Origin of the sequence: Actinoplanes octamycinicus (assembly GCF_014205225.1) — a bacterium.
Lineage (GTDB): Bacteria > Actinomycetota > Actinomycetes > Mycobacteriales > Micromonosporaceae > Actinoplanes > Actinoplanes octamycinicus.
Map to the genome: position 1 here is coordinate 5148241 of NZ_JACHNB010000001.1, position 26952 is coordinate 5175192.

Below are 26952 nucleotides of genomic sequence, written 5' to 3' on the forward strand. Positions count from 1 at the left end.
GTCACGAAAAATGCTTAGAAAAGAGTGGCGGCTTGCAGGGCCACCCCACCGCAGTCCGCGGCGAACGACTCGTCGGTGATCCACTCGATGGAGATCTTGCCAGCCTTGGTGGCCTGGTAGTCGATGGTGTACTTGGCCGTCTCCAGCGAGCTCCCGCGCTGGGTCATCTCGGTGGTGACCGTCTTGCCGCCGCTGGAGAGCTTGAGCTTGAGCAGCCCGGTCGCCCCGGAGACGCCCAGGTAGAGCCGCAGCCGCATCGGATTGGTGGTGGCCGGCGCGGAGAGGCGGAACCCGTTGCCCTCGCCGCAGGTCCGCACCCCGCTGGTCGTCCCGCTGTTGCCGGCCGCCGGGGTGCCGCCGGTCCACCGGAACCGCTGCGGGCTGAGCGTGTGCCGCTCGCGCGGCGCGTCCGGGGTGCCCTCCAGGATCGCGAACCCGCCCCGGGCGCTGCGCTCCATCGCGTAGGGGCCGGCCTCGCCCCAGTGCACCCAGTCGATCTTGCCTTCGGCGGCCAGGTCGACGGTGTCCGGGACGCCGCCCTCCTCGACCACGATCGAGTTGACCGGCACCGGGGTGGTCGACACGGACGGGCTGGGCAGCGGGATCGGCACCTGCGCCACCGGCGCGTCGGTGACCTCGGCGACCACCGGCTGGGTGTGCACCGGCTCGGCCGAGCGGCTGGCCCGGACGCCCAGGCCGACGGCGACCACGGCGAGCACGCCGACCAGGATCACCGCGGCCGGGACGAGGTGGTCCCGCCAGCGCGGCCGGCCGGTTTCCAGGAGCACATTCGGCACCTCGGGGCGTCGACGGCGCAACGGTTCTCCAGTGTTCGGTGCGGGGAGGCGCTGAAACGATCTCATCTTCACCGCGGCGGGTGAAGGGCGGGTTCGGGTACGGACCGTACGGTTGATCAACCGCATCGGTGATTCGGCGGAGGTTCTTCGCGGCATTCCTACCGGCTGCGAGTACGGTGTCCGGAGTTTCCGAACTGATCACCGGAGGGCGTGCGGATGAGTGACCGGACCGTTGCGGCGAGCAAGCGTCGCAGCCAGGCGATCGCGGGCGGGGTGGCCGGCGCGCTCGTCTTCGTGGTGCTGGCGATCGTCTTCTTCGTGGTGCGTTCCGGCGACGACGACAAGCAACCGGTGGCGTCCGCGACCGCCACCACCGCCGCCACCGCCGACGCGGCCGCCGCTCCGGAGCCGGCCGCCAGTGCGGAGCCGACCGCCAGTTCGGCGCCGGCCGCGGCGGGCAGCGGCGCCGCCGCCGGCACCCTGTCGCCCGAGCTGTCCAAGGAGCCGGAGATCAAGCCGGGCACCGGCGGCCCGCTCAGCAAGCTGGTGATCACCCCGCTGGTGAAGGGCACCGGCCCGGTCGTCAAGGCCGGTCAGACGGTGACCTTCAACTACAAGCTGATCCCGTACGCCGGCGGCGCCGTGATGGACTCCTCGTGGAGCCGCGGCCAGCCGTTCACCTCGGTGATCGGCGCCGGCCAGCTGATCGCCGGCTGGGACCAGGGCATCCCGGGGCAGAAGGTGGGCAGCCGGATCCAGATGGACATCCCGGCCGCCCTCGCCTACAAGGACCAGGACCTCCGCTTCATCGTGGACATCCTGGACGCGAAGTAGCCCCGCGGGCCTACAGTTCCGCGACGACGACGTCGAGCCGGCGGGGCTTTCCCGCCGGCGCCGGCTCCTCCTCGACCGTGAAGCCCAGGTCCCGGATCGCGGTGATCAGCTCGTCCACCGACTCCGGCGCGGCCTGCCCGGCGGCGAGCGCGCGCACCAGCCGCCCCTTGGTGGCCTTGTTGAAGTGGCTCACCACGGACCGTTTCGGCACCCCGCCGACCACCTTCTCGTGCAGCACCCGCAGCGCCGCGACCCGGTCCGCGGCCCCGGCCGGCGGCGCCCACATCGCCGCGTAGGCGCCGGACCGCAGATCCAGCACCGGTCCGCCGGCCGCCGCCTGATCGAGGGCCGTCCGCAACGCCTTCTTCCAGTACGCGGTGAGCCCGCCCAGCACCGGCAGCGTCACCCCGACCGAACACCGGTAGGCCGGGATCCGGTCGCCGAGCCGCACCACGCCCCACAGCCCGGAGAACACCACCGCGGTCTCGAACAGCCACTTGCGCGCCGCCTCGTCCAGCGTCCCGGCGTCCAGCGCCTCGTAGAGCACGCCGGTGTAGACCTCGACGGCCGGCGCGGCGGGCGCCACCGGCAGCTCCGCGTTGCGCGCCAGCTCACCGCGCTGCCCGTCGCTGAGCCCGAGCACGCTCAGCGAGTCGGCCACCGAACGCGCGCTGGTGCGCTTGCAGAGCGCCACCAGCCGGCTCTGCACCCGGGACCGGGCCGGGCCCAGCTGGGGCAGCCAGAGCGTGGCGTGGTCGACCGGATCCCCGGTGGTGGCAGGGGTCTTCCCCTCGGACGGCGGCAACAGGATCAGCACGCCGCGACACTAGGACATGTCACCGGCTGGCGGTCCGCGGACCCGCGCACCGATCGCGGCGACTTGTCACAGGTCGTCGGCGCGGCCGGCCAGCGCGTCGCCGACCGTCGGGTAGACGCCGAGGCGGCTGGCCAGCCCGAGCGTGTCGAGCAGCCGCTCCAGGAACTCGCCGGGCGAGGCGAGCCGCAGCCAGCCGCCGGCCGCCTCGGCCCGCTTGAAGCCGACCACGAACGTGCTCAGCCCGATCGAGTCGCAGAACTCCACGCCGGCCAGGTCGACCACGATCCGCGGGTGCGGCCCGGTGAGCGCCTCGTCCAGCCGGGCGGCCAGCTCGGGCGCGCTGTCCAGATCGAGATTCCCCCGGACCTGCACGATCACCGCGCCGGCCCGGTGGACGAGCGAGACATCCATGCCCGCTGCTGTGCCCAGAAACCGCCCGGCTGTCACCTCCGCCCGCGCCGATGTCAAAGAAGTTTGACATCGGTGCTACCTTCGAGATGTCAAACATTTTTGACTTGGGGAGGGATCGTGGACGAGATCGACGACGAACCGCTGCGCACGACCAGGGAGGAGCGGCAGATCTGGGCCGGTCTGGTGAACGTGGTGGTGTCCTCGGCGGTGTATTTCGCCTATCTGGCACCCGAGGTGCGGCGTACCCCGATCGGGGAGATCTCCTGGATCGGGCCGATGGCCTGGTCGATGGTCGCCGGGATCGCCGGCACCATCGTCACCGCGATCGTGCTGGAGATCGTCGTGGGGGTCCGGCGCCGGAGCGAGCTCGGCGAGGTGGCTGTCGACGTGCGCGACCGGGAGATCGGCCGGCGCGGCGGCCGGTTCTCGACCCCGATCCTGGCGACCGGGATGACGCTCGTCCTGATCCTGGCGTCGGCCGACGCGGACGGGTTCTGGATCGGCAACCTGGTGTTCCTGTGCGGCCTGCTCACCGCGGTGGTCGAGGCGGCCGCGAAGCTCCGCTACTACCGGCGAGGATTCTGAGTCCGATGGCCCCGAAACCGACCAAGGTCACCAATCGGATCCGCGCGCTGCGGGCCGCGGCCGGCGGCATGACCCAGGCCGACCTGGCCCGCGAGCTGGGCGTCACCCGGCAGACCGTGATCGCCATCGAGCAGGGGAAGTACTCGCCGTCGCTGGAGCTGGCGTTCCAGATCGCCCGGCTCTTCCGGCAGCCCCTCGACGAGGTCTTCCAGTACGACGAGGAGGCCTGATCCGTCAAGGCGACGGCGAGGTGGCCTGATTCAGCACCGAGGTCACCATCTGGTGGACCCGGGCCGGGCCGGGCCGCTCGCCGGTGCGGTCGGCGAAGAGCAGGTGACCGGTCCCGATCAGCATCGCCGCCAGCACCTCCACGTCGGTGCCGGCCGGGACCCGGCCCCGCTCCCGCTCGGCGGCCAGGTAACCGGCGATCATCTCGGCCGCCTCGGTGAGCACCGGCACCCCGGCCGGCCAGGTGTGGCGCAGCCGGGCACGCAGCCCGTCGCGGAAGGTGATCAGCGCGACGATGGCCACCGCCACCGACTCGAAGACCGCGATCAGCGCGGTGGTCAGGTTGCCGGCCACGGTGCCGGTGCCGGCCGTCTCGCGCAGCGCGGCCGTCTCCGGGGCGAGCCGCTCGACCCGGTCCAGCACGTAGTCGGCGAGAAACGCGTCGAAGTCGTCGAAGTGCCGGTGCAGCACGCCCTTGGCGCAGCCGGCCTCGGTGGTCACCGCCCGGCTGGTCAGCGCGCTCGGCCCGGCTCGCAGCAGGATCCGGTCGGCGGCCTCGAAGAGCTGGCGGCGCACGTCGCGAAGGGCAACCCCGGTTGGCACCAGGTCAACCTACCGCCTTCCCTAGTGGGCGCTTGCCCACTAGAGTGGGCGCATGCCCACTCATCACCTCCGGCAGACCGCCGAGTCGTTCGGCGTCGACGCCGCGCGCTACGACCGCACCCGCCCGCCCTACCCGGTCGCGCTCCTCCGGCGGATCGTCGACCGGTCCCCGGGCCGCGCGGTGCTGAACGCCGGCTGCGGCACCGGCATCGAGTCCCGCCAGCTGCGCGAGCTGGGCTGCACTGTGCTCGGCGTCGAGCCGGACCCGCGGATGGCCGATGTCGCCCGGTCCACCGGGATCGCCGTCGAGGTGGCCACATTCGAGGACTGGGAGCCCGGCGGCCGGGAGTTCGACCTGGTCGTGGCCGGGACCGCCTGGCACTGGATCGACCCGGTGGCCGGCGCGGCCAAGGCGGCGGCGGTGCTGCGGCCGGGCGGGCGGCTCGCGCCGTTCTGGCACACCTTCCAGCTGCCCGACGAGCTGGCCGCCGGGTTCGCGGAGGCTTACCGGCGACTGCTGCCGGACTCGCCGTTCCAGTTCGGCCAGACGCCGGCCGCCTCGGCGCTGGACGGTTACCGGCCGATCCTGGACCGGGCCGCGGAGGGCATCCGGGCGGCCGGCGGCTTCGGCGAGCCGGAGGTGTGGCACGTCGACTGGGAGCGGGTCTACTCCCGGGACGATTATCTGGACCAGCTCCCGACGTCCGGGGCGCTCACCCGGGCCACCCCGGCCCAGCTCGCCGAGATCCAGGAGGCGGTCGGCGCGGTGATCGACCGGCTGGGCGGCAGCTTCGTCATGCGCTACACGTCCGCCGCGGTCACCGCGGCACGCGACTGATCCGGACGCCGCCGTCGCGAGGCCCGTGGTGGGTCCGGACCGAAGCGCGCCGCTGGTTGTCCGGCTGGTCCTCAGGGGTGTCTCACGACGCGTGAGACACCCCTGAGGACCAGCCGGGACCGCGTGGCGCGCAGCGGTCCGGACCGGGCGCGGGCCTCGCGACGGCGGCCGGCGGTCAGGCCTTCGGGGGGACGGTGACGGTGGTCTTGACCGTGGCCCGGTTCAGGTCGTCGACCCGGATGGTGAAGGCGATCTCGTAGGTGCCGGGCAGCGGGAAGGAGATCGACCCGAGCGCGTGGTGCGGCGGGTCCAGCCCGAGCAGCGGCTCCTTCACCGCCTCCAGGCCCTGACCGGCCAGCTGGGTGCTGATCTGCCACTCGGCCGGCGGCAGCGGCTTGCCCTCCGGTGTGTAGAGGAAGGCGTGCACGGTGTTGTACTCGCCCAGCTCCACCGGATAGATGTTGAACTGCAGCGTGTAGAGCGGGCTGGTCAGCGTCTCCGACACCCCGTTGCCGGTGACCGCGCCGGCCTGGGCGCCCGCGGTCCGGCCCGGGTCGACCTGGACCAGGACCGCGCTCATCGCCAGGATCACCGCGGTGGCGGCCACCTCGATGCCGATCGTACGGCGCAGCCCGGCGCCGGCCGCCGAGCGGCTGACCAGCCGGCGGGCGACCGCGGCGGCGGCCAGCACCAGGACCAGGACGCCGAGCTTGGCGAGCAGCAGCCGGCCGTACCCGGTCCGGACCAGCGCCTCCGGGGTGCCGACCTGGACCGCGGCCTGCACCAGGCCGGCCAGCGCCAGCCAGATCACCGACAGCGCGGCCCAGCGCGACCAGACCGGCAGCAGCACCCGGAGCACCCGGCGGTCGGTGCCGCGCAGCAGGACGCCGAGCAGGGTGATCAGGCCGCCGATCCAGATACCCATGGCGGCCAGGTGCACCACGCCGACGGTCACCGTGACCGCGGGCAGCGGAGCGGCGATCGCGTGCCCGGTCAGCGGCCAGGTGGCCAGCGCGGCGATCCCCAACACCAAGATCAAGATCCGTTGGGGGTACGTCCGCCGCGCCCGTTTCCCGCCCGGCTCCCGCGACCGCTCCTCGTGCGGCCCGGGCTGCTCGCTCTCGTCCGGCTGGCGAGCCGGGCTCTCGTGCGGGCGGCGCTGCTCGCTGAGCAGGGGGTGCAGGAGGGCGGCCAGGACCAGCAGGATCGCCAGCCGGGCCAGCAGCAGCAGGCCGAACCTGCTGGTCGCCACCTCGCCCAGCTCGGCGGCCGAGACCTGCCAGAGGGCGGCGCCGCTGCCCTGTTGCGCCTGGGTGCCGAGCGCGCCGAGGGTGGCCACCACGGTCAGCGCCAGGCCGATCCGGACCAGCCGGATGCCGCCGGTCCGGGCGCGGCGGCGGGGCCAGAGGAACAGCAGGAACATCAAGGGGCCGACGACCAGCGTGATCCCCGCGTACCCCAGGAATCGCAGCGCCGGCACAGCGGCCCGCACCGTGGCATCGGTCTCGATCGTGCTGGTGGCCTCCGGTCGCGCCGAGGGCGCGCCGACCGAGAAGGTGATCGCGCCGCCCACCGGATGGCTGTCCGCGGAGATCACCCGGAAGCTGATCAGGTAGGTGCCGAGCGGGCGCTTCGCGGTGCGGACCGGGATGTGCAGCACCGCGCCGCGGGCCGTGGCCAGGCCGGAGATCCGCTCGCCGTCCGGCGCCACCACCTGGATCCGGCCGGCGACCGGGGTGATCGTCTCGCTGAAGGTGACCGTGACCTCGGTCGGGGAGGCGCCCACCACGCTGCCCGGCGCCGGGCTCGACCCGACCGTGGCGGCGTGCGCGAGGGCCGGTTCCGGGATCGCCAGGAACGCTCCCAGGGCGATCAGGAGCAGCACGAACAGGCGCGGAAGTTTCCCGGTCACGCAGGTTAGTTCGGATGGGGGTGCGGAAAGGTTCAAGAGGTGCCCGGGTCGATACCATCCGGGGACAGCTTGAGGAGGCTTGATGTCCGTCCACTCCCGTGCCGGCCGGCCCGCCGAGCCGTCCGATCTGATCGACGTGCCGAGGGTCGTCTCCCGGTACTACACCGAGCACCCGGACCCGGCCGAGGTGGGCCAGCGGGTCGCCTTCGGCACCTCCGGGCACCGCGGGTCCAGCCTGCGCACCGCCTTCAACGAGGACCACATCGCGGCGACCAGCCAGGCGATCGTGGAGTACCGGCGGGAGCAGGGCACCGACGGCCCGCTCTTCCTGGGCCGGGACACGCACGCGCTGAGCGAGCCGGCGCAGGTGACCGCGCTGGAGGTGTTCGCCGCCAACGGGGTCACGGTGCTGATCGACAGCCGGGACGGGTTCACCCCGACGCCCGCCGTCTCGCACGCCATCCTGTCGTTCAACGCGAAGAACCGCGCCAAGGCGGACGGCGTGGTGGTCACCCCGTCGCACAACCCGCCGGACGACGGCGGCTTCAAGTACAACCCGCCGAACGGCGGTCCCGCCGACACCGACGCCACCAAGTGGATCCAGGACCGGGCGAACGAGCTGATCGCCGCCGGGCTCAAGGACGTCCGCCGGGTGAGCGCCGTGCGGGCCCGCGAGTCGGCCACCATCTCCGGCTACGACTTCCTCGGCAGCTACGTCGACGACCTGCCCTCGGTGATCGACATCGAGGCGATCCGGACCGCCGGGGTGCGGATCGGGGCCGACCCGCTCGGCGGCGCCAGCGTGGCGTACTGGGGTGAGATCGCCGACCGGCACGGCCTGGACCTGACCGTGGTCAACCCGGCCGTCGACCCGCGCTTCGGCTTCATGACGCTGGACTGGGACGGCAAGATCCGGATGGACTGCTCGTCGCCGCACGCGATGGCCTCGCTGATCGCGCAGAAGGACCGTTTCCAGATCGCCACCGGGAACGACGCCGACGCCGACCGGCACGGCATCGTCACCCCGGACGGCGGCCTGATGAACCCGAACCACTACCTGGCCGTCGCCATCGACTACCTCTACCGGGCGCGCGACGGTTGGCGGGCCGACGCCGGCATCGGCAAGACCCTGGTCTCCTCCTCGATGATCGACCGGGTCGCCGCCGACCTGGGCCGCAAGCTGATCGAGGTGCCGGTCGGCTTCAAGTGGTTCGTGCCCGGCCTGCTGGACGCGTCGATCGGGTTCGGCGGCGAGGAGAGCGCCGGGGCGTCGTTCCTGCGTCGCGACGGCGGGGCGTGGAGCACCGACAAGGACGGCATCCTGCTCGACCTGCTCGCCTCGGAGATCATCGCGGTCACCGGCAAGACGCCGAGCGAGCACTACCGGGCGCTGGCGGGGCGGTTCGGCGAGCCGGCGTACGCGCGGATCGACGCCCCGGCCACCCGCGAGGAGAAGGCGATCCTGGGCAAGCTGTCCCCGGAGCAGGTGACCGCCAAGGAGCTCGCCGGGGAGCCGATCACCGCGGTGCTGACCAGCGCGCCGGGCAACGGCGCGGCGATCGGCGGGCTCAAGGTGGTGACCGGGAACGGGTGGTTCGCCGCCCGGCCGTCCGGCACCGAGGACGTCTACAAGATCTACGCCGAGTCGTTCCACGGGCCGGACCACCTGACCCGGATCCAGGAGGAGGCACGCGCGGTGGTGTCTGCCGCGCTGCAAGGCTGATTTTCGCTCAGTTCCGGCCGGGGGCGGCCGACTGGTAAGCCATCATGAGCGGACGCGAGACTGCCGGCGACCGGCTACGACCCGGTGGGCTCGCGCCCGCCGCGGTCGCGCTCGCCGCCACCGTGGCGGTGCTGATCTGGCTGCTGCTCGGCGCCCCCGGCACCCTGTACCTCGGCTACGCCGGGGCCCCGATCGCGATGCTGCCGGCGGTGCTCGCCTGCCGGTCGATCGGCTCCCAGGTGCGGCTGCCGCCCCCGGTCCGCTCGTTCTGGCGGCAGATCCAGCTGGCCTGCACGTTCCTGTTGGCCGGCACGGTGATCGCGCTGTTCCGGGCGAACAACAACACCGGGATGTCGCCGTACGTCGGGGTCCCGATGCTGGCCGGCGTGCTGCTGCTGATGGTCGCCTTCCTGCGCCTGCCGATCGGCGAGCGCACCCCGCTCGGCTGGTGCCGGGCCCTGCTGGACGGCGCCACGGTCGCGGTCGCCAGCACCCTGATCTTCTGGTACGTCGTGCTGGACCTGGCCCCGGCCGGGACCTCGCTGGTGGCCCGGGTGGCCGCCGCGGTGCTCGGCGTCGGCGGCGTGCTCCTGCTCGTGGTGATCGGCAAGGCGGCCGCCGCGCCGGGAGCCGCCGTGCACCCCGCTTCGCTGCGCCTGCTCACCATCTGCCCGCTGGCTGACATCGCCGGCACCGTCCTGCTGCTGGCCGGGCCGGACTGGAGCCGGCTGGCCCTGTCGGTGCTGGCACTGCCGCTGGTCGGGGTCGCCGTGACGGTCGCCGCCCTGCTGCAGCAGCGTTCGCTCGACGCGCCCGGCCCGGCGGCCGGCGGGGTGACCGGCCGCTCGGTGTTCAACCTGCTGCCGTTCGTCGCGGTCACCGCCACCGCGATCCTGGTGATCAGCGTCAGCGCCCAGGACCTGAGCGCCCGCCAGCGCACCGTGATCATCGGTGCGGTGCTGATCGCCGGGTTCGTGGTCGCCCGGCAGCTGCTCAGCCTGCGGGAGAACACCGTCGCGCTGCGCGGCATCCGGGAGCAGCAGGCCGAGCTGGAACGGCTCGCGCTCAGCGACAACCTGACCGGCCTGCCGAACCGCACCAAGTTCGGCGTCGCGCTGGCCGAGCGGATCGACGCGCGCCAGCCGGCCACCGCCCTGCTGATCGACGTCGACGACTTCAAGATGATCAACGACACGCTCGGCCCGGCCGCCGGCGACCAGCTGCTCTACCACGTGGCGCAGCGGCTCCGGCAGCACTGCGTGCCCGGCGAGCTGCCGGCCCGGCTCGGCGGCGACGAGTTCGCCGTGCTGCTGCCGGTCGACGAGCCGGCCGCGGCGGAGACGGCCGCCGCCCGGCTGCTGGCCGCGCTCGGCGAGCCGTTCCGGGTCGGCGACCAGCAGCTGCTGCTGCACGCCAGCGCCGGCATCGCGGTGGCCTGCGGCGGCGAGACCGCCGACGAGGTGCAGCGCAACGCGGACATCGCGATGTACGCCGCCAAGGAGTCCGGTAAGGCGTCCTGGGTCCGCTTCGAGCCGCGGATGCGCCAGGACATGGTGCACCACGCCCGGCTCGCCAGCGAACTGCACAACGCGATCATCCGCGGCGAGCTGCGGCTGCTCTACCAGCCGGTGTTCGATCTGGTCACCGGCCGGGTGGCGGGCGCCGAGGCACTGGTCCGCTGGCAGCACCCGACCCGCGGCTTCGTCTCGCCGGCCGACTTCATCCCGGTCGCCGAACGCTCCGGCCTGATCGTCCCGCTCGGCGCCTGGGTGCTGCGCGAGGCGTGTGCCCAGCTCTCCCGCTGGCGCGCCGAGTTCGGCCCGGACGCCATCGAGTCGGTCAACGTCAACGTGGCGGTCCGCCAGCTGCGCGAGACCGGCTTCGTCGACGAGGTGGCCGCCGTCCTCAGCGACCACGGCCTCACCTCCCGCAACGTGATCCTGGAGGTCACCGAGTCGTCGGTGGTCGACGGCTGGCAGGTCCGCGACACCCTCGAGGCCCTGCACGAGATGGGCGTGCACCTGGCCCTGGACGACTTCGGCACCGGCCAGTCCTCGCTCAGCCTGCTCCGCCAGTTCCCGGTCGACGTCCTCAAACTCGACAAGTCCTTCGTCGACGGCATCGCCTCCGGTGCCGACCGGGGCCGCCTGGCGGTCGCCGCCGCGGTCGCCCAGCTGGCCGAACACCTGCAGCTGAAGGCGGTGGCCGAGGGCATCGAGAACGAAGAGCAGCTGGACCGCCTGCGCGAGATGGGGTATCGCTACGGCCAGGGCTACTTCATGGCCAAGCCGCTCCCGGCTGCGGAATGCGGGGCGCTGATGTCCGGAGCCGGCCGCTCCTTCGCCGCTTGACGCGGAGCCGTCGCCGCTGCCTCCTTCGCCGCTGCCCGTTCGCCGCTTCCTGCCTTGCCGCTGTCTGTTCGCCGCTTCCTCCCTCGCCGCTGTCCGTTCGCAGCGGCCCCTTGCCGCTGCCTCCTCGCAGTTGCCTCCTTCGCTGCTTGATCCATGGCCTGAAGATCAACTTCAAGACCTTCATCTACGCAGGTCCGCTGGGGTGCGGATCGCATGCTCCCGCGCGGGCCGGGCGGGCTGATCTGGCCGCTGGCGCGTCCATGACGATCAGCCCACCCTTTGCTGTCCGTGGGTGGTCACCGAAGATCAACTTCGGGACCGGCCCAGGACAGTGAGGGAGGCGAGGCCGGCTACGGCTTGGAGGTCCACGCCGGTCCGAGGGCTGCCCGGGCCGGTGGCGGTGCTGCCCGGGCCGGTGTTGCCCGGGTCATCGGCGGTGCTGCGCGGGTCATCGGCGGTGCTGTCCCAGCCGTTGGCGGTGAAGGCTCGGCCCGGGGCGATGCCCTGGTGGGTGGCGCCGCCGACGGTGACCTGGCCGGCGCCGGACTCGACGCGGACCCGGACCGGGGTGGTGTCCGGGAGGGTGACCCGGAACTGGTCGACGCCGCCGGTCATCCGGACCGGCAGGACGCCGCGCGGCTCGGGCAGCGACAGGTCGATCCGGCTGGCGCCGCCGTTCAGGTCCAGGGCGGCGAGATCAGCATCGGTCAGGTCGAGGCGGCTGTGCGCGGCGCCGCCGTCCAGGCGCAGGGTCCAGCGGACCGCCGAGCTGAGCACGATCGTGACCACGGCCGAACCGCCGCTGCCGTCCGAGCGCAGCCGCAGCCGGACCGCGTCGCCGTCCTGGTCGACCGCCGGGGTCAGGCCGCTGTCCCGCGGGGTGCTGATCCGGAACAGGTCGTCGCCCAGGTCGCCGGCGCTCAGCTCGACGACGGTGGCGCTGTCGACGAGGTCGAAGGAAGCCTCGGTACGGTCGCCGGCCGGCGCGGTGATCGGCTCGCCGGGGGCGTTGTCGGCGGGCGGGTTCGCGGTCCGCTGCGCGGGGGCGGTGGCCGCCGCGGCGGCCCGGGACGGGCCGGCGTCCTGGCGGGGGACCAGCAGGAACGCCGCGACCAGGGCGGCCAGTCCGAGGGCGGCGGCGGCCAGCAGCAGGGGCCTGCGGCGGCGGGCCGGGCCGGGGAGCGGTTCGAGGTCCGGTGGGGCGGTCCAACCGGGCAGGGGATAGGCCGAGGTGAACCCGGGATCGTCGAACGGGTCGGTGGCCGGGGGATAGGGCGCTCCGGAGACCGGCGCGAACCCCGCCGGGTCGGTGTCCTCCTCGGCGAACCCGGCCGGGTCCGGCGGGGGCCACTCGCCGGTCGGCTCGATCTCCGGCCACTCGCCGGTCGGCTCGGATGTCGGCCGCTCGCCGGCCGGGTCGGGTGTCGGCCGCTCGTCGGCCGGGTCGGGTGTCGGCCGTTCGCCGGTCGGATCGAGGGGTGGCCGTGCACCGGTCGGATCGAGAGGCGGCTCCCCGCGGGACGCCTCGGGGAGCGGCTCGCCATCGGCGTCGGCCAGGGTGGCCGGTCGTGGTGCCGGGACCGGATGGCCGCCGGGGAGGAACCGCACCGGCTGATCGTTTTCGGCCGCCGGATCGCCGGCCGGATCGTCGCTCATCGCTCCTCCTGGTGCCGTGGTCTCGACCATGACTACGGAGCGGGACGGGCCGCGGATCGAAAACGTCGCGCGAGGGCGCCGGTGGGGACGGCGAGACGCCCCGGCCGGAATGGCCGGGGCGTCTCGCGTACCGAAAAGCGGGTCGTGAAGGATCAGGCGTCGACCTCGGGACGGTCGTCGGTCGCCCAGAGGGTGTGGAACGACCCCTCCTTGTCCACCCGGCGGTAGGTGTGCGCCCCGAAGAAGTCCCGCTGCCCCTGGATCAGCGCGGCCGGCAGGCGCTTCGCCCGCAGACCGTCGTAGTAGGCCAGCGCGGACGAGAAGCCGGGCGCCGGGATGCCCTGCTGCGCGGCGGTGACCACGACCCGCCGCCAGGCGTCCTGGGCGCCGCTGACCGCGTCCAGGAAGTAGTCGTCGACCAGCAGCGTGGCCAGCTCCGGGTTCTTGTCGTAGGCCTGCTTGATGAAGTCCAGGAACTTGGCCCGGATGATGCAGCCGGCCCGCCAGATCTTGGCCATCGCGCCCGGGTCGATCGCCCAGCCGTACTCCTTGCTGGCCGCCTGGATCTGCTGGAAGCCCTGCGCGTACGCCACGATCTTGGAGGCGAACAGCGCCTGCTCGACGTCCGCCCGCAGGTCGCCGCCGACGTGCTCGGACCCCGCCGACGGGCCCGGCAGACCGGCGTCGGCCGCCGCCTTGCGCACGTCCGCGCCGCCGGAGAGGGCGCGGGCGAACACCGACTCGGCGATGCCGCTGACCGGCACGCCCAGGTCCAGGGCGGCCTGCACGGTCCAGCGGCCGGTGCCCTTCTGCTCGGCCTGGTCGGCCACGATGTCCACGAACGGCTTGCCGCTGGACGCGTCCACCTGCTTGAGCACCTCGGCGGTGATCTCGATCAGGTACGACCCGAGCCGCCCGGCGTTCCACTCGCCGAAGACGCCGGCGATCTCCTGCGGGGACAGCCCGCCGACCTGGCGCAGCAGGTCGTACGCCTCGGCGATGAGCTGCATGTCGGCGTACTCGATGCCGTTGTGCACCATCTTGACGAAGTGGCCGGCGCCGTCCGGGCCGACGTGCACGCAGCACGGCTCGCCGTCGACCTTGGCGGCGATGTCCTCGAGCAGCGGGCCGAGCGCGTCGTACGACTCCTTCGGCCCACCCGGCATGATGCTCGGGCCGTGCAGCGCGCCCTCCTCGCCGCCGGACACCCCGGCGCCGACGAAGTGCAGGCCCTTGGCCTTGAGCGCGGCCTCCCGGCGGCGGGTGTCCGCGTAGTGCGCGTTGCCCGCGTCGATCAGCATGTCGCCCTCTTCGAGCAGCGGGGCGAACTCGTCGATCACGGCGTCGGTGGCCGGGCCGGCCTTCACCATGATCACCACGCGGCGGGGGCGCTCCAGGCTCGCGACGAACTGCTCGGCGGTCTCCGCGGGCAGGAAGGTGCCCTCGTGACCGAACTCCTCGACCAGCTCCTTGGTCCGGCCGTAGGAGCGGTTGTGCAACGCCACGGTGTGACCGTGCCGGGCAAAGTTGCGGGCCAGGTTGCGGCCCATCACCGCAAGGCCGGTGACTCCGATCTGCGCTTTCTGCGACATCCCTACGTCCTTTCGTTACCGGCCCGTGACGGGCCCCGCATTAGTTTCTACGGGATCGGGGAGTTCGAGGTTCGATCCCGTCCACGTGGTGAACAGCTCAGCCACGCGGGGCGGGGCGGACGCGACGGAGATCCGCGCGGCGGTACGCTTCGTGCCATGCCGAACCGGACCGTGCCGTCATCCGGTTGGTGCTGACGTGCGCCGGGGCGAGATCTGGACCATCGGCGATCGCTCCGATCTGCGGTACCGCGTGCTCGTGCTCTCCGCCGACAGCTACAACGAGCGGGACAACGCGTCGCCTTACTGCGCGCCGATCGTCCGCCAGCGTGGCGTGACCGAGCTCCCACCGTACGCGGTCGCCCTCACCGAGCAGGACCCGATCACCGGGGTCGTGGTGGTGAACCGGATGCGCCGCCTGCCGGCGTCGGTCGGCGCCGAGCGGATCGGGATGGTGACCGGCGCGAGCATGGCCCGGCTGGCCGAGGCCGTGCGCGATCTGTTCGAGCTGTGACGCCGCCGGCCGCGCCGCGTGACCGAAAAGACCGCGCCTCGCCGCCGATCAAGCCTGACCAGCCCCCGAAAGCCTTACGCCTGACCGGGTGACCTGTCCGTCGATGCCCGCAGGCAGCGCCCCGCCCCGGATGATCGGGGGATGCGACCGTCCGCGCGCTGGCGTAAGCAAGAGGCCAGAGGCAGGCGGGGAGGTTCGGCAGTGGGTTCTCAGGCGTTCGCGGAGACGGCGAGCGATCGACGGCTGGCCGCCGGCACGGCGGTCGAGCGAGCGGTCGGCCTGCTCGCCGGGCGGGCCAGGTGCCGGGCGGTCGACGCCTACCGGCACCTGATGCGGATCGCCGCCGAGCAGCGCCGCGAGCCGGCCGAGGTGGCGGTCCGGATGCTCGGGCTGCTGGACAGCGCGGCGGGTCCCGGCCCGCTCGACCCGGCCACCGACCGGCTCGCCGCGGTGGAGCGGCTGGCCAGCCTCGGCTGGGGCGAGTGGGATCTGATCACCGGCGAGGTCTACTGGTCGCCGCAGCTCTACCGGATCTACCAGCGTGACCCGGCGCTCGGCCCGATGACCCCCGCCGAGGGGCGGCGGGTGGCGGTGGACGGCGAGCACTCGCTGCGCGAGGCGGCGCTGACCGCGTCGCGCGGATCGGATCGGTTCGAGCTGCTGACCCGGGTCCGGATCGCCGGCCGGATCCGCCGGCTGCGGACCATCGCGGAGACCCTGCGGGACGCCGACGGCCGGCCGGTCCGCCTCTTCGGCATCGTCCAGGACGTCACCGAGCAGCAGGTCAGCGCGCAGCAGCTGGCCAAGGTGGAGCACGAGCTGGACGAGCAGCGCCGGGCCGCGGACGCCGAGCACGACCTGGCGCTGCGGCTCCAGGAGATCATCCTGCCGATCCCGGACGAGCCGATCGAGCTGCCGGGGCTCAAGGCCGCGGTCCGCTATCTGCCCGCCGGGCAGGACTCGATGGTCGGCGGCGACTGGTACCACGCGGCCGCGCTGCGCGACGGGACGGTGCTGCTCGCGGTCGGTGACGTGACCGGGCACGGCACCCAGGCGGCCAGCAACATGGCCCAGCTGCGGCACGCGCTGCGCGCGCTGACCGTGGTGGACAGCGATCCGGCCACCCTGCTCCGGCACCTCAACCGGCTCACCTGCGAGCTGGAGCGGGAGTCGCCGGAGCTGGCCGCGACCGCGGTGATCGCCCGCTTCGACCCGGCCCGCCAGGAGCTGACCTGGGCACAGGCCGGCCATCCGCCGCCACTGCTGTGCCGGGCCGGCCGCACCGCGCCGCTGAGCCGCCCGGCCGGGCCGATGCTCGGGGTGATGGAGGACGCCCGCTACGCCTCCGCGGTGACCGTCTTCCGCCCCGGCGACGTGCTGCTGCTCTACACCGACGGCCTGGTCGAGTACCGCGGGCAGAGCCTGGACGCCGGCCTGGACGCGGTGATCGGCGCGGTCGACGACGCCGTCCGCACCGCCCCCTACCAGCCGCTCGCCGAGCTGGTCGGCCGTCTGCGCCGGGCCAACCCGGACGACGACACCTGCATCCTCGCGGTCCGCCCGGCCACCGGACACACCGGCGACCTGCGCCGCCTGATGACCCGCCGCTGACCGGCTCGGTCAGTGCCACCTCCGGTGCGGACCGTGTCACGTATCGCGTTGTCGGCACCCCGTACTGTCATCGGCAGTTGTCTGTGAACCCAGGGGGTGGGCGTTGCCGACAGTCCTGCGCCGTCTCGCCACGCCGGACCTCTATCGCCTGATCGCGGTCGCCCTGATCGTGCTCGGCGTCGGTCTGGGTGGCACCGCGCTCGCCACGGTGCACCATCGCGCCGCGCTGACCGAGGACATCACCACGCTCAGCGGGCCGCTCAGCGTCGGCGCCCAGGAGCTCTACCGCTCGCTGTCCGACGCGGACGCGACCGCCGCCACCGCCTTCCTGAGCAACGGCGCCGAGCGGACCGAGCTGCGCCGGCGCTATCTGGACGACATCGCCCGGGCCAGCGCCGCGCTGACCGTCGCCACCCGGGACGCCGACGACGCGGACGCGGCCCGGCTCGCCGTGCTCACCGCGCAGCTGCCGGTCTACACCGGGCTGGTGGAGACCGCCCGGTCGTACAACCGGCTCGGCACCCCGCTCGGCGGGGCCTACCTGCGGGAGGCGTCCGCGCTGATGCGCCAGACGCTGCTGCCGCAGGCGCAGGGGCTGTTCGCCTCGGCGCAGGGCCGGGTCGACGGCGCGCAGCGGGACGCCACCGGGTTCCCGTGGCCGGTGCTGCTGCTCGGGGTGCTCACCGTGGCCGGGCTGGTCGGGGCGCAGGTGCTGATCGCCCGCCGGACCAACCGGGTGTTCAACGTCGGCCTGGTCGCGGCCAGTCTGGTCGCGCTGGTCGTGCTGGCCTGGTCGGCCACTGCGCTGAGCGCCGCGGCCGGCCGGGTGGACGCCGGCCGGGGCGAGGGGTCGGCGCTGGTCTCGGCGCTCGCCGACGGTCGCCGGCTGGCCCTGCAGGCCCGCGCCGACGAGGCGCTCACGCTGATCGCCCGGGGCAGCGGCGCCGCGTTCGAGAAGGACTACGTCGCGGTGATGGCCGACCTGGACCGGGTGCTCGGCACCGCGGCGGCGCACGCCCCGGCCGCCGACCGGCGGCTCATCGAGCAGGCCCGCGAGCACGCCGACCGCTGGTCCGACATGCACCGCAACCTGCGCGAGCTGGACGACCGCGGCGACTACCTGGGCGCCGTGGCGCAGGCCACGGCGACCGGCAAGACCGACCTGCCGGCCGCCTTCGAGCAGCTGGACAGCGCGATCAGCACGGCGCTGGCCACCGCGAACGAGCGGGTGGACAAGCAGGCCGGGCAGGGTGACTCGGCGTTGACCGGCTTGGAGATCGGCCTGCTGCTGCTCACCGGCGGCCTGGCCGCCGCGGTGATCCTCGGCTTCCGCCCGCGCCTCCGGGAGTACCGGTGACCACCCCGGCCCTCCGTCCCGCCGGCCCCCCGGTTCCGGCTCGACGACTACCTCGAGGAGTGCCCATGAAGCCGGTCGTCGCCGCGTTCACCCTGCTCGCGCTGCTCACCCCGCTCGCCGCCTGCGGCTCGGAGGCCACCCCGCCGGCCTCCGCCGAGGGCGTCCGGGCGTCCCTGCCGCTCCCGGAGAACGTGCAGGACCCGGCCGAGATCCCGAGCGCCAAGCCGGCGCCGGACTGCGATCCGCGGGCCAGCCTGCGCCCGGCCGGCGCGCTGCCCGCCCCCGGCAGGATGCCGGCCGGCTCGACGATGGCCAAGATCGTCGCCCGGGGCCGGTTGATCGTCGGCATCGACCAGAACGCGTACCTGTTCGGCTACCGCGACCCGAACACCGGGGACCTGGTCGGCTTCGAGATCGACATCGCCCGGGCGATGGCCCAGGCGATCTTCGGGGACGCCAAGAAGATCCAGTTCCTGGCGATCACCACGGCCGACCGGATCCCGGTGCTGCAGAACGGGAAGGCCGACATGGTGGTCCGGACCATGTCGATGACCTGTGAGCGCTGGCAGCAGGTGTCGTTCTCCACCGAGTACCTGACCTCGCACCAGCGCCTGCTGGTCCGCAAGGGCTCCGGGATCAAGGAGTTCACCGACCTGGGCGGCCGCAAGGTCTGCGCCACCCGGGGAAGCACCAGCATCGTCACCATCGCCGAACAGCCGTCCAAGCCGATCCCGGTGGCCACCGACAGCACCCTGGACTGCCTGGTCATGCTCCAGCAGGGCCAGGTGGACGCGGTGTCCACGATCGACGTGCTGCTGGCCGGCCTGGCCGCGCAGGACCCGAGCACCGAGGTGGTCGGCAAGGACAGCTCGAACGAGCCGTCCGGCGTCGGCATCTCGAAGAACTCGCCCGACCTGGTCCGCTTCGCCAACGGCGTCCTGGAGAAGATGCGCGCCGACGGCTCCTGGACCACCATCTACAACCGCTGGCTGCGTCAGCCCCTCGGCCCGGCCCCGGCACCCCCGGCCCCGGTCTACCGCGACTGACCGATGCCCGCGCCGGCCGGCCCGTCGCCGGGCGCCACCGGATCCGGTGTGGCCGGCCGGGCCGCGGGCACAGCCGGCGGCGGAGAGGCCGTGGCGGAAGGTTCGTCTGGCTGAGCCGGGGGTGTCGCCGGGGCCGGTTGGCGCAGGCGGGTGGCGAGCAGGGCGGACAGGAGCATCAGGACCGCCGCGGCCGCGAAGACGGTGTCCACGCCGGCGGTCAGGGCCTCCGGCGTGGCGGCCGACGCGGCGACCGGCAGGCCGCCGGATCGGGACCGGATGACGGCGGTCAGCAGGGAGCCGAAGGCGGCCGCGCCGATCGCGCCGCCCAGCGACTGGAAGAACCGGACGCCGGTGGTGGCCGCCCCGAGCTGGTGCCGCGGCGCGGCCCGCTGCACCACCATGATCAGCTTGCCGAGGAGCTGGCCGAAGCCGATGCCGAGCAGGACCAGTTCGGCGCGGATCAGCCACAGTGGGGTGCCGGTCCGGGTGAGCGCGAGCGCTCCCAGGGCCAGCGCCGCGCAGCCGGTCCCGGCCACCATGGTGGTCCGCAGCGACCAGCCCAGCCGGGCCAGGGCGATGCCGGACAGCGCGATCCCGGCGGCCAGGAACGCCGGGTAGGTGCCCGCCGCGCCGGCGCTGATCCCCCGGCCGACCTGCAGGTAGACCATCAGGTAGACCATCACGCCGACCAGCGCCATGCCGACCAGCGCCTGGATCACGAAGCTGTCCCGGACGGCGGCGATCCGGAACAGGCCGGGCGGCAGGATCGGGTCCGGGCTGCGCCGCTGCCACCACAGGAAGGCGGCCAGGCAGGCGACCGCGGCGGCGGCCAGACCGAGGACGGCCGGCGACGACCACGGGTAGCGCTCGCCGCCCCAGTCGCAGACCAGCAGCAGGGCCGCCGCGAACCCGCCGACCAGGGCCGCGCCGGGCAGGTCGAGGTGGGTGCCGGCGCCGTGCCGGGGGAGCCGCAGCACGATCAGGGCGCCGGTCAGGATCAGCGCGCCGAGCGGCACGTTGACGTAGAAGATCCAGCGCCACTCCCCGTGGTCGGCGAAGAACCCACCGATCAGCGGGCCGATCGCCATGCCGAACCCGCCGACCAGCCCGGCCACCCCACCCGGGCCGTGCCGGTCACCGGGCCGGCGCAGCTGCGCCATCACCACCATGGAGACGCTCATCAGGCCGCCCGCGCCCAGCCCCTGCACCGCCCGGAAGGCGATCAGCTGGCCCATCGTCTGCGCCGCCCCGCAGAGCACCGAGCCGATCAGGAACAGCAGCACGGTGCCGAGGAAAACCCGTTTCGGCCCCCAGGCGTCGCACAACCGCCCGTAGAGCGGCAGCACCACGGTGGCCGCCAGGGTGAACGCGGCCACCAGCCAGGCGACCTGGTCGACGCCGTGCACCGGGTCCAGGTCGCGGACGATCGGGACGATCGCCGCGGACACGATGTTCTGATCCAGGATCGCCAGCACGATCGTCGCCAGGCACAGGGCCATGCCGATCGCGCGTTCCACTCTGCTCATCTCGGTCATGCTCCGACCGTACGGAAGAATTTTGGTCTCGGTCAAGGTTTTGTCTGCGACCAAATTTGACTCTGGTAAAGTTCCGGCATGGACGTCGGCCTTCGGGAACGCAAGAAGCTGGAGACCCGCCGGGTGCTCTGGGAGACCGCGCTGGACCTGTTCGCCGAGCGCGGCTTCGACAACGTCGCGATGGCCGAGATCGCCGCCGCGGCGAACGTCTCCAAGACCACCGTCTTCAACTACTTCGGCAGCAAGGAAGACCTGGTCATGAGCCCGGTCGAGGAGCACCTCGACGAGCCGGCCCGGGTCGTCCGGGACCGGGCGCCGGGCGAGTCGCCGGTGGCCGCGCTGCGCCGGCACTTTCTCGCCGCGCTCGCCGCCCGGGACGCCGCGACCGGGATCAGCGACCAACCCAACGTGCTGCGGGTGCAGCGCCTGATCACCAGCACCCCGGCGCTGCTGCCGCGGCTCTACACCGCCGCCGCGCGCACCCAGGAGCTGCTCGCCGCCGAGCTGGCGACGGTGCTCGACGAGCCGACCGCGCGGCTGGCCGCGGCGCAGATCGCCGCCACCCGGATGGTGCTGGTGATCGAGAACCGGGACCGGGTGCTGGCCGGCGAGCCGGCCGACCAGGTCTACCCGGGGGCGGTCAGCCGGGCCGCCCGGGCCTTCGACCTGCTCGACGGGGGGTTAGCGGTGCTCTTTCATCAGGTGGACCAGGGTTAGGTCGAGGCGGATCTGCTCGCGGTGCGTCTCGGCGTAACCGGCGCGCTGGTAGAGCCGGATGTTGCCGTCGCTGAGATGGCCGGTGAAGAGGGCGAACCACTCGGCCCGCCCGTCGGCGGCGGCCTCGATCGCGGCCAGCAGCCGGGTGCCGACGCCGCGGCCCTGCTGGTCCGGGGCGACCACCAGGCGGCCGATCCGCAGCACCGGACCGTCCAGTTTGCCGCGGACCGCGCCGACGATCCGGTGGCCGAGGACGGCCTTCACCGAGTGATCCTCGGCCAGTTCGGCGGTCAGCTCGTCCAGGGTCTGGGTCAGCGCCGGCAGATGCGGGTCGTCGTAGAGCTGCGCCTCGACCACGTAGGCGGCCCGCTGGAGGGTGAGGATCTCGCCGGCGTCGGCCGGGCCCGCCGGGCCGTACACGATCTCAGCCATGCGCCCCATGATCCTCCGTGCCGCCCGGTTTGACAGGATGTCCCGGTGAAACCCTCGGTGTCCTGTGTCTTCGTCTGCCACGACGGGGCCGGTCGGATCCTGCTGGCCCAGCGCTCGGCGCGGGCCCGCGACGAACCCGGCGCCTGGGACTGCGGGGCGGGCGCGCTCGAGTTCGGCGAGACCTTCGAGGAGGCGGTCACCCGCGAGGTCGTCGAGGAGTACGTCGCGGCGCCCCTGGAGATCACCCAGCTCGGGGTGCGCAACGTGCTGCGGGCCGATCCGCCGTCGCACTGGGTGGCGGTGGTCTTCGCGGTGCGGGTCGACCCGGCCGCGGTCCGGATCGGCGAGCCGCACAAGTTCGACGAACTGACCTGGTGCACGCCGGACGCGCTGCCGAGTCCCCGGCACTCCCAGCTCGCCGAGACCCTCGCCCTGCTGACGGCCGCCGCCCCGGGCACGGTCCCCGGCTGGTCCTGACGGGTGTCTCAAGCACGCCGAGACACCCGTGAGCGCCAGCCGACGACCGCGAGCGGTTCGCTTCGGGTGCGGGGACGGGTTTTCGGTACGCCGGAAGTGCCGCCCGCACGGCCGGGCCGCGGGCGTACCGGAAAGCGGCGGCCGCGAGAAACAGCGGACCTCGCGCGGAGGCCGGGTCCGGGTCCGGCTCGGGGCGTCGCCGGGATCGCGGGCGGCGACTAGCCTCGGCGTCGATGAGCGTGGAGCTGACCCTATTGACGCGGGTGTGCCACCGTGGCGTGGAGATCGGCGGTTCCCGGCTGGGTGACCTGCTCGCGCTGCTGGCCGGGGAGCCGGCCGGGTGCGGCGCGGCTCGCCTGATCGCCGAGCTGTGGCCCGCGGAGCAGCCCGAGCATCCCGCGAAGGCGCTGCAGACCCTGGTCGCGCGGGCCCGGGCGAGGCTCGGCGCGGAGTCGATCGTGAGCACGCCGACCGGCTACCGGCTGGCGCTCGGTCCGGAGCGGGTGGACGCCTCGGCGGTGCTGCTGCGGGCGGCGGCGAGTGAGCGGCATGCCCGGGCCGGGGAGCATGCCGCGGCGCTGGCCGAGGCCGAGGCCGGGCTGGCGCTGTTCGGCGGGGAGGCGGCGGACGGGCCGCTCGGTGAGTTGCGGGCGGCGCGCGAGGCGACCCGGCGCGAGCTGGTCAGGGCGCGGGCGCTGGCGCTGGCCCGGCTGGGCAGGCCGGACGCCGGGGCGATCGAGGAGGTGCTCGCGGACCGGCCGCGCGACGAGGAGGTGCTGCTCGAACTGCTGCGCGGCGAGGCCGCGACGCAGGGCCCGGCGGCGGCGCTGGCCCGCTACGACGCCTATCGCCGGGCGCTGCGCGACGAGCTCGGCGCCGATCCGGGTCCGGCGCTGCGCGCGGTGCACCGGGAGCTGCTGCTCAGCGACGCGCCGATGGTCCGGCAGGGCCTGCGCCACGAGCCGAACGAGCTGCTCGGCCGGGACGCGGACGTCGCCGCGGTCGGGGCGCTGCTGCGTACCCGGCGGGTCGTCTCGGTGGTCGGCGCCGGCGGACTCGGCAAGACCCGGCTGGCCCAGGCGGTCGGCCGGCGCGCCGGGCACCGCCTGGTCTACCTGATCGAGCTGGCCGGGGTGAGCCGGGACGCCGAGGTGCTGGGCACGGTCGCCGCCGCGCTCGGCGTGCCCGAGGCGGCCGGGGTGAGCGGGCTGGCCGCCGCCCTGGAACCCGGGCCGGCCCTGCTCGTCCTGGACAACTGCGAGCAGGTGATCGACGGCGTGGCCGGCCTGGTCCGGGACCTGGTCGGGCTGGCCGGCGGGCTGACCGTGCTGACCACCAGCCGGGCGCCGCTCGGGCTGTCCGCGGAGACCGTCTATCCGCTGCCCGAGCTGGACCTGCCGACCACGGTGGCACTGTTCACCCAGCGGGCCCGGGCCGCCCGGCCGGGCGCCGAGCTGCCGCCGGACGCGGTCCGCGACCTGTGCCGCCGCCTCGACGGGCTGCCGCTCGCCGTGGAGCTGGCCGCGGCCCGGATCCGGATCATGTCGCCGGCCGAGATCGCCGGCCGGTTCTCGCTGCACCAGGGCGGCAGCCGGGACCTGCCGGAACGCCACCGCACCCTGCACGCGGTGATCGACTGGAGCTGGCACCTGCTGGACGCGGACGGCCAGGCCGCGATGCGGGCGCTGTCGATCTTCCCGGGCGGGTTCACCGCGGACACCGTGCGGCAGGTGCTCGGCGACGACGCGGTGGTCGGGCAGCTGGCCGACCAGTCGCTGGTCAAGGTGGTCGACAGTCCGGCCGGCACCCGGTTCCGGATGCTGGAGACGGTGCGTGAGTTCAGTGCCGCCCGGCGCGACGAGGCCGGCGGCACCGAGGCGGCGACGGAGCGGTTCCTGGCCTGGGCGCGGGCGCTGGGTGTCCGGGAGCGATCGGACTACGCGGCCGCCCTGGTGTTCGCCGCCGAGGAGATCCGGGCCGAGCAGGACAACCTGGTGCTGGCGTTGCGGCTCGGACTGGACCGGGGTGACGGGGCGACCGTGGCGGCGGCCGGAGCGCTGCTCGGGGCACTGTGGCTGACCGATTCGAACCTCGGCCGGCTGACGTCGCTGGCCGGCGACGTGCCGGAGGTGCTGGCCCGGTTCCGGCCCGGCCCGGCGTACGTCGAAGCCACCCGCACCACCGCGGTCTGGTGCGCGATGACCGCCTTCATCACCCGCGGTCCGCGGCCGTTGCGGGCCCTGGCGGTCCTGCGCCGGCTGCCGCGGCCGGAGCCCGGCACGCTGATCGGCGCGGCGCAGGCGGTGCTCGGCGCGGACGACCCGCGGGTGCTCGCCGACAGCGCGGATCCGCTGCTGGCCGGGCTGGCCTGGTACGCCTTCTCCTACCGGGCCGAGAACGCCAACGACTCGGAGTCCGCGCTGCTCGCCGCCCGCCGGATGCTGGCCCGGGTGGCCGGCCTGGACCCGTGGCTGCGCGCCCTCGCCCACGCCCGGATCGGCGAGTTGTGCCTGCAGGCGGCGCCGGGCGAGGAGGCGTTCCGGCACCTGGACACGGCTCTGTCGATCATGGAGGAGCTGGGCGCCTGGTCGAGCGCCGCCCGGGCCCGCTGGGCGATCGTGCTCGCCGACCTGCAGCGGGGCGCGCTGGACCGGGCCGAGCAGGGCCTCGAACACCTGAGCCGCGGGGTGCTCACCGAGGAGGCCGGGACGATGATGTTCGACCTGTGCAGCCGGGCCGAGATCCGGCTCGGGCGCGGCGACGTCGACGGCGGGCTGCGGCTGTGGCGCCAGGCGGCCGACGGGTTGCGGACCGACGAGGGGCTGTGGGCCGGCGAGGTGCTCGCCGTCGCGGTGATCGTGCACTGCCGGCACGGCCGGTCCGGGCCGATCGCGGACATCGCCGGGCTGGTGATCCGGCGGCTGCGGGCGGCGCTGCCGGACGCGCCGGTCGCGGTCTTCCGGATCCACGGCGTGATGCTGGTCGCGGCGGCGGCGTTCGCGCAGGCCCGCGGCTTCACCGCGGAGGCCGGGAGGTTGGTCGCGGTCGCCGGCCGATTCGGATTCTCCGGTACGTTCCCGTCGGTGCCGATCGCGGCCGAGGCGGCCCGGGAGGCGGGTGGGCCGGCGTACCCCGCGGCGGTGGCGGAGTACGCCGGCCTGGAGCCCGCCGCGCTCCGGGCGGCCGCCATCCGGCTACTGGGCCGGATCTCGCCGGAAGAGCAGGCGGGCCCATAGATAACCGGCGGTCGCCAGGAGCAGGCACCAGCCCACCGCGAGCGGGCCGCTGCTCCCGATCGCTCCGCCCAGCAGCAAGCCGCGCAGGCTGTCGATGATCGGCGTGAACGGCTCGTGCGCGGCGAACCAGCGGACCGCGCCGGACATCGACTCCGGCCGGACGAAGGCGCTGCTCAGGAACGGCAGCACCTGCGCGATCAGGGTGAACGGCGCGGTGCCCTCGGCGGTCTTCGCGGCCAGCCCGACCGCCACCCCGATCCAGGTCATCGCGACGGTGAGCAGGGCCAGCACCCCGGCCGCCGCGAGCCAGCGGACCGGGTCGCCGGTCGGCCGGAAACCCAGCGCCAGCGCCACGGCCACCACCAGCACCGCGCTCAGCAGCGTCCGCAGGGTGGAGCCGGCCACGTGCCCGGTCAGCACCGACGCGCGCGAGATGGCCATGGTCCGGAACCGGTTGATGATGCCCTGGGTCATGTCCCGGTTGACGGCCAGCGCCGTGGTCGTGGAGCCGTAGCCGACCGTCATCAGCAGCACCCCGGCGACCAGGTAGTCGATGTAGTCGTCCTGGGACATCCCGGCGCTCAGCGTCCCACCGAGGACGCCGACGAAGAGCAGCAGCAGGACCACCGGCATGCCGACGGTCATGATGATGGTGCCCGGGTTGCGGGCGGTGTGCCGGGCGTTGCGCCGCAGCATGGTGATCGCGTCACGCATCAGGCCACCGCTTTCCGCTCGGTCAGGGCCAGGAAGACGTCCTCCAGATCGGGGGAGTGCACGGACAGCTCCTCGGCCTCGATCCCGGCCCGGTCCAGCTGGTCCAGCAGCTCCCGGGGCTTCGTGGTGGGCAGCCGGAGGGCGAGCGCCTCGTCGTCGCGTTCGCTTCCGCTGAACAGCGCCGCCGCGGCGGCGAGCGTCCCGGCGTCGGCGAACCGCAGCCGGACGTGGCCGCCCGGCACCCGGCTCTTCAGCTCGGCGGGGGTGCCGGCCGCGACGATCCGGCCGTCGTCGAGCAGCGCGACCCGGTCGGCGAGCTGATCCGCCTCCTCCAGGTACTGCGTGGTCAGGAAGATCGTGACGCCGCCGGCCACCAGCTCCCGGACGGTCTGCCACATCATCCGCCGGCTGCGCGGGTCGAGCCCGGTGGTCGGCTCGTCCAGGAAGATCAGCCGCGGCTGCCCGACCAGCGTCATCGCCAGGTCCAGCCGCCGCCGCATCCCGCCGGAGCAGGTGGCGGCCGGCTTGCCCGCCACCGCGCCCAGGTCGAACCGATCGAGCAGCTCGCCGACCCGCCGCCGCCGGGCGGTCCGCTCCAGGTGGTGCAGGTCGGCCATCAGCTCCAGGTTCTCCGCGCCGGTCAGCAGGTCGTCGACCGCGGAGAACTGCCCGGTCACCCCGATCATCCGCCGGATCGCCTCGGGCTCCCGCCGCAGGTCGTGCCCGCCGATCGTCACCTCCCCGCCGTCGAACCCGATCAACGTGGACAGGATCCGCACCGCCGTCGTCTTCCCCGCCCCGTTCGGCCCGAGCAGCGCGAACGTCGTCCCGCCCGGTACCGCGAAGTCGATCCCACCGAGCACCACCTTGCTCCCGAACGACTTCCGCAGCCCGCTGACCGCGACTGTCATGGCTCTCCCCTCTCCTCGTGCTGAGGGGAGGAAGCCTGCGCGGCCCCGGCTTCACCCC

At 73.8% G+C, this 26952-nt stretch carries 24 protein-coding genes; 13 read left to right on the forward strand and 11 right to left on the reverse strand.

The genetic code is table 11. From position 1 onward, the window contains the following. Positions 1-14: 14 nt before the first annotated feature. Positions 15-788, reverse strand: a complete 774-nt coding sequence (locus BJY16_RS22455) for a hypothetical protein (protein ID WP_185041552.1) — start codon at positions 786-788, stop codon at positions 15-17. Positions 789-1013: 225 nt separating this feature from the next. Between BJY16_RS22455 and BJY16_RS22460 the strand changes: the two genes are divergently transcribed. Continuing rightward, positions 1014-1631: an FKBP-type peptidyl-prolyl cis-trans isomerase gene (locus tag BJY16_RS22460; RefSeq protein ID WP_185041553.1), complete on the forward strand. Its 618-nt coding sequence runs from the start codon at positions 1014-1016 to the stop codon at positions 1629-1631. Between the two features lie 10 nt (positions 1632-1641). Here BJY16_RS22460 and yaaA read toward each other — a convergent pair whose 3' ends face one another. Together yaaA and BJY16_RS22470 are read right to left on the reverse strand one after the other, a co-directional pair. After that, positions 1642-2448, reverse strand: a complete 807-nt coding sequence (gene yaaA, locus BJY16_RS22465) for a peroxide stress protein YaaA (protein WP_185041554.1) — start codon at positions 2446-2448, stop codon at positions 1642-1644. Between the two features lie 66 nt (positions 2449-2514). Further along, positions 2515-2859 carry an STAS domain-containing protein gene (locus tag BJY16_RS22470; protein ID WP_185041555.1) on the reverse strand — a complete coding sequence of 115 codons (345 nt, stop codon included), beginning with the start codon at positions 2857-2859 and terminating at the stop codon, positions 2515-2517. A gap of 117 nt (positions 2860-2976) precedes the next feature. On the opposite strand from BJY16_RS22470, the gene BJY16_RS22475 reads away from it, so the two are divergent. Together BJY16_RS22475 and BJY16_RS22480 are read left to right on the forward strand one after the other, a co-directional pair. After that, positions 2977-3444, forward strand: coding sequence for a hypothetical protein (locus BJY16_RS22475; RefSeq protein ID WP_185041556.1), 468 nt, complete (start codon positions 2977-2979; stop codon positions 3442-3444). A gap of 5 nt (positions 3445-3449) precedes the next feature. Beyond that, entirely contained in the window at positions 3450-3674 is a 225-nt protein-coding gene (locus tag BJY16_RS22480; RefSeq protein ID WP_185041557.1) for a helix-turn-helix transcriptional regulator, read from the forward strand. Positions 3675-3678: 4 nt separating this feature from the next. Here BJY16_RS22480 and BJY16_RS22485 read toward each other — a convergent pair whose 3' ends face one another. Continuing rightward, positions 3679-4275 (reverse strand): TetR/AcrR family transcriptional regulator, encoded by a 597-nt coding sequence (locus tag BJY16_RS22485; RefSeq protein ID WP_185041558.1) that lies wholly within the window; start codon positions 4273-4275, stop codon positions 3679-3681. A gap of 52 nt (positions 4276-4327) precedes the next feature. On the opposite strand from BJY16_RS22485, the gene BJY16_RS22490 reads away from it, so the two are divergent. After that, positions 4328-5113, forward strand: a complete 786-nt coding sequence (locus BJY16_RS22490; RefSeq protein WP_185041559.1) for a class I SAM-dependent methyltransferase — start codon at positions 4328-4330, stop codon at positions 5111-5113. A gap of 175 nt (positions 5114-5288) precedes the next feature. On the opposite strand, the gene BJY16_RS22495 is transcribed toward BJY16_RS22490, so the two are convergent. Further along, the gene (locus tag BJY16_RS22495; protein ID WP_239176738.1) at positions 5289-7025 is read right to left on the reverse strand and encodes a copper resistance CopC/CopD family protein; all 1737 of its coding nucleotides are present in this window, start codon (positions 7023-7025) and stop codon (positions 5289-5291) included. Positions 7026-7107: 82 nt separating this feature from the next. Here BJY16_RS22495 and pgm point away from each other — a divergent pair, with 82 nt between their 5' ends. Next, positions 7108-8748, forward strand: a complete 1641-nt coding sequence (gene pgm / locus BJY16_RS22500; protein WP_185041560.1) for a phosphoglucomutase (alpha-D-glucose-1,6-bisphosphate-dependent) — start codon at positions 7108-7110, stop codon at positions 8746-8748. A gap of 44 nt (positions 8749-8792) precedes the next feature. After that, positions 8793-11099 carry a putative bifunctional diguanylate cyclase/phosphodiesterase gene (locus BJY16_RS22505; protein WP_185041561.1) on the forward strand — a complete coding sequence of 769 codons (2307 nt, stop codon included), beginning with the start codon at positions 8793-8795 and terminating at the stop codon, positions 11097-11099. A 306-nt stretch (positions 11100-11405) separates the two neighbouring features. Here the strand turns inward: BJY16_RS22505 and BJY16_RS22510 are convergent, their stop codons facing one another. Together BJY16_RS22510 and gnd are read right to left on the reverse strand one after the other, a co-directional pair. Beyond that, positions 11406-12755, reverse strand: coding sequence for a hypothetical protein (locus tag BJY16_RS22510; RefSeq protein WP_185041562.1), 1350 nt, complete (start codon positions 12753-12755; stop codon positions 11406-11408). Positions 12756-12907: 152 nt separating this feature from the next. Beyond that, positions 12908-14347, reverse strand: a complete 1440-nt coding sequence (gnd, locus tag BJY16_RS22515; RefSeq protein WP_185041563.1) for an NADP-dependent phosphogluconate dehydrogenase — start codon at positions 14345-14347, stop codon at positions 12908-12910. Between the two features lie 196 nt (positions 14348-14543). On the opposite strand from gnd, the gene BJY16_RS48500 reads away from it, so the two are divergent. From BJY16_RS48500 to BJY16_RS22535, 4 genes are all read left to right on the forward strand, one after another. Beyond that, entirely contained in the window at positions 14544-14858 is a 315-nt protein-coding gene (locus BJY16_RS48500; RefSeq protein ID WP_185041564.1) for a type II toxin-antitoxin system PemK/MazF family toxin, read from the forward strand. 201 nt (positions 14859-15059) lie between these two features. Beyond that, a complete protein-coding gene (locus BJY16_RS22525; RefSeq protein WP_239176740.1) occupies positions 15060-16469 on the forward strand; it encodes a PP2C family protein-serine/threonine phosphatase in 1410 nt (469 codons plus the stop codon). Between the two features lie 103 nt (positions 16470-16572). Beyond that, complete coding sequence (locus BJY16_RS22530) at positions 16573-17826, forward strand: GlnX family signal transduction membrane protein (protein ID WP_185041566.1); 1254 nt, start codon at positions 16573-16575, stop codon at positions 17824-17826. A gap of 65 nt (positions 17827-17891) precedes the next feature. Then, on the forward strand, positions 17892-18872 hold the full coding sequence (locus BJY16_RS22535; protein WP_185041567.1) for a glutamate ABC transporter substrate-binding protein: 981 nt from the start codon (positions 17892-17894) through the stop codon (positions 18870-18872). On the opposite strand, the gene BJY16_RS22540 is transcribed toward BJY16_RS22535, so the two are convergent. After that, positions 18860-20398, reverse strand: coding sequence for an MFS transporter (locus BJY16_RS22540; RefSeq protein ID WP_203758842.1), 1539 nt, complete (start codon positions 20396-20398; stop codon positions 18860-18862). The genes BJY16_RS22535 and BJY16_RS22540 overlap by 13 nt on opposite strands. Positions 20399-20485: 87 nt before the next feature. Here BJY16_RS22540 and BJY16_RS22545 point away from each other — a divergent pair, with 87 nt between their 5' ends. Further along, positions 20486-21124: a TetR/AcrR family transcriptional regulator gene (locus BJY16_RS22545; protein WP_185041568.1), complete on the forward strand. Its 639-nt coding sequence runs from the start codon at positions 20486-20488 to the stop codon at positions 21122-21124. On the opposite strand, the gene BJY16_RS22550 is transcribed toward BJY16_RS22545, so the two are convergent. After that, the gene (locus tag BJY16_RS22550) at positions 21089-21556 is read right to left on the reverse strand and encodes a GNAT family N-acetyltransferase (protein ID WP_185041569.1); all 468 of its coding nucleotides are present in this window, start codon (positions 21554-21556) and stop codon (positions 21089-21091) included. The genes BJY16_RS22545 and BJY16_RS22550 overlap by 36 nt on opposite strands. 45 nt (positions 21557-21601) lie before the next feature. On the opposite strand from BJY16_RS22550, the gene BJY16_RS22555 reads away from it, so the two are divergent. Next, positions 21602-22033, forward strand: a complete 432-nt coding sequence (locus BJY16_RS22555) for an NUDIX domain-containing protein (protein WP_185041570.1) — start codon at positions 21602-21604, stop codon at positions 22031-22033. Positions 22034-22266: 233 nt separating this feature from the next. After that, positions 22267-25269, forward strand: coding sequence for an ATP-binding protein (locus tag BJY16_RS22560; RefSeq protein WP_185041571.1), 3003 nt, complete (start codon positions 22267-22269; stop codon positions 25267-25269). Here the strand turns inward: BJY16_RS22560 and BJY16_RS22565 are convergent. Next, complete coding sequence (locus tag BJY16_RS22565; RefSeq protein WP_185041572.1) at positions 25228-25983, reverse strand: ABC transporter permease; 756 nt, start codon at positions 25981-25983, stop codon at positions 25228-25230. The two genes, BJY16_RS22560 and BJY16_RS22565, sit on opposite strands and share 42 nt — an antisense overlap. After that, positions 25983-26894: an ATP-binding cassette domain-containing protein gene (locus BJY16_RS22570; RefSeq protein ID WP_185041573.1), complete on the reverse strand. Its 912-nt coding sequence runs from the start codon at positions 26892-26894 to the stop codon at positions 25983-25985. Before BJY16_RS22570 ends, BJY16_RS22565 begins: the two co-directional genes overlap by 1 nt. Positions 26895-26952 lie beyond the last annotated feature (58 nt).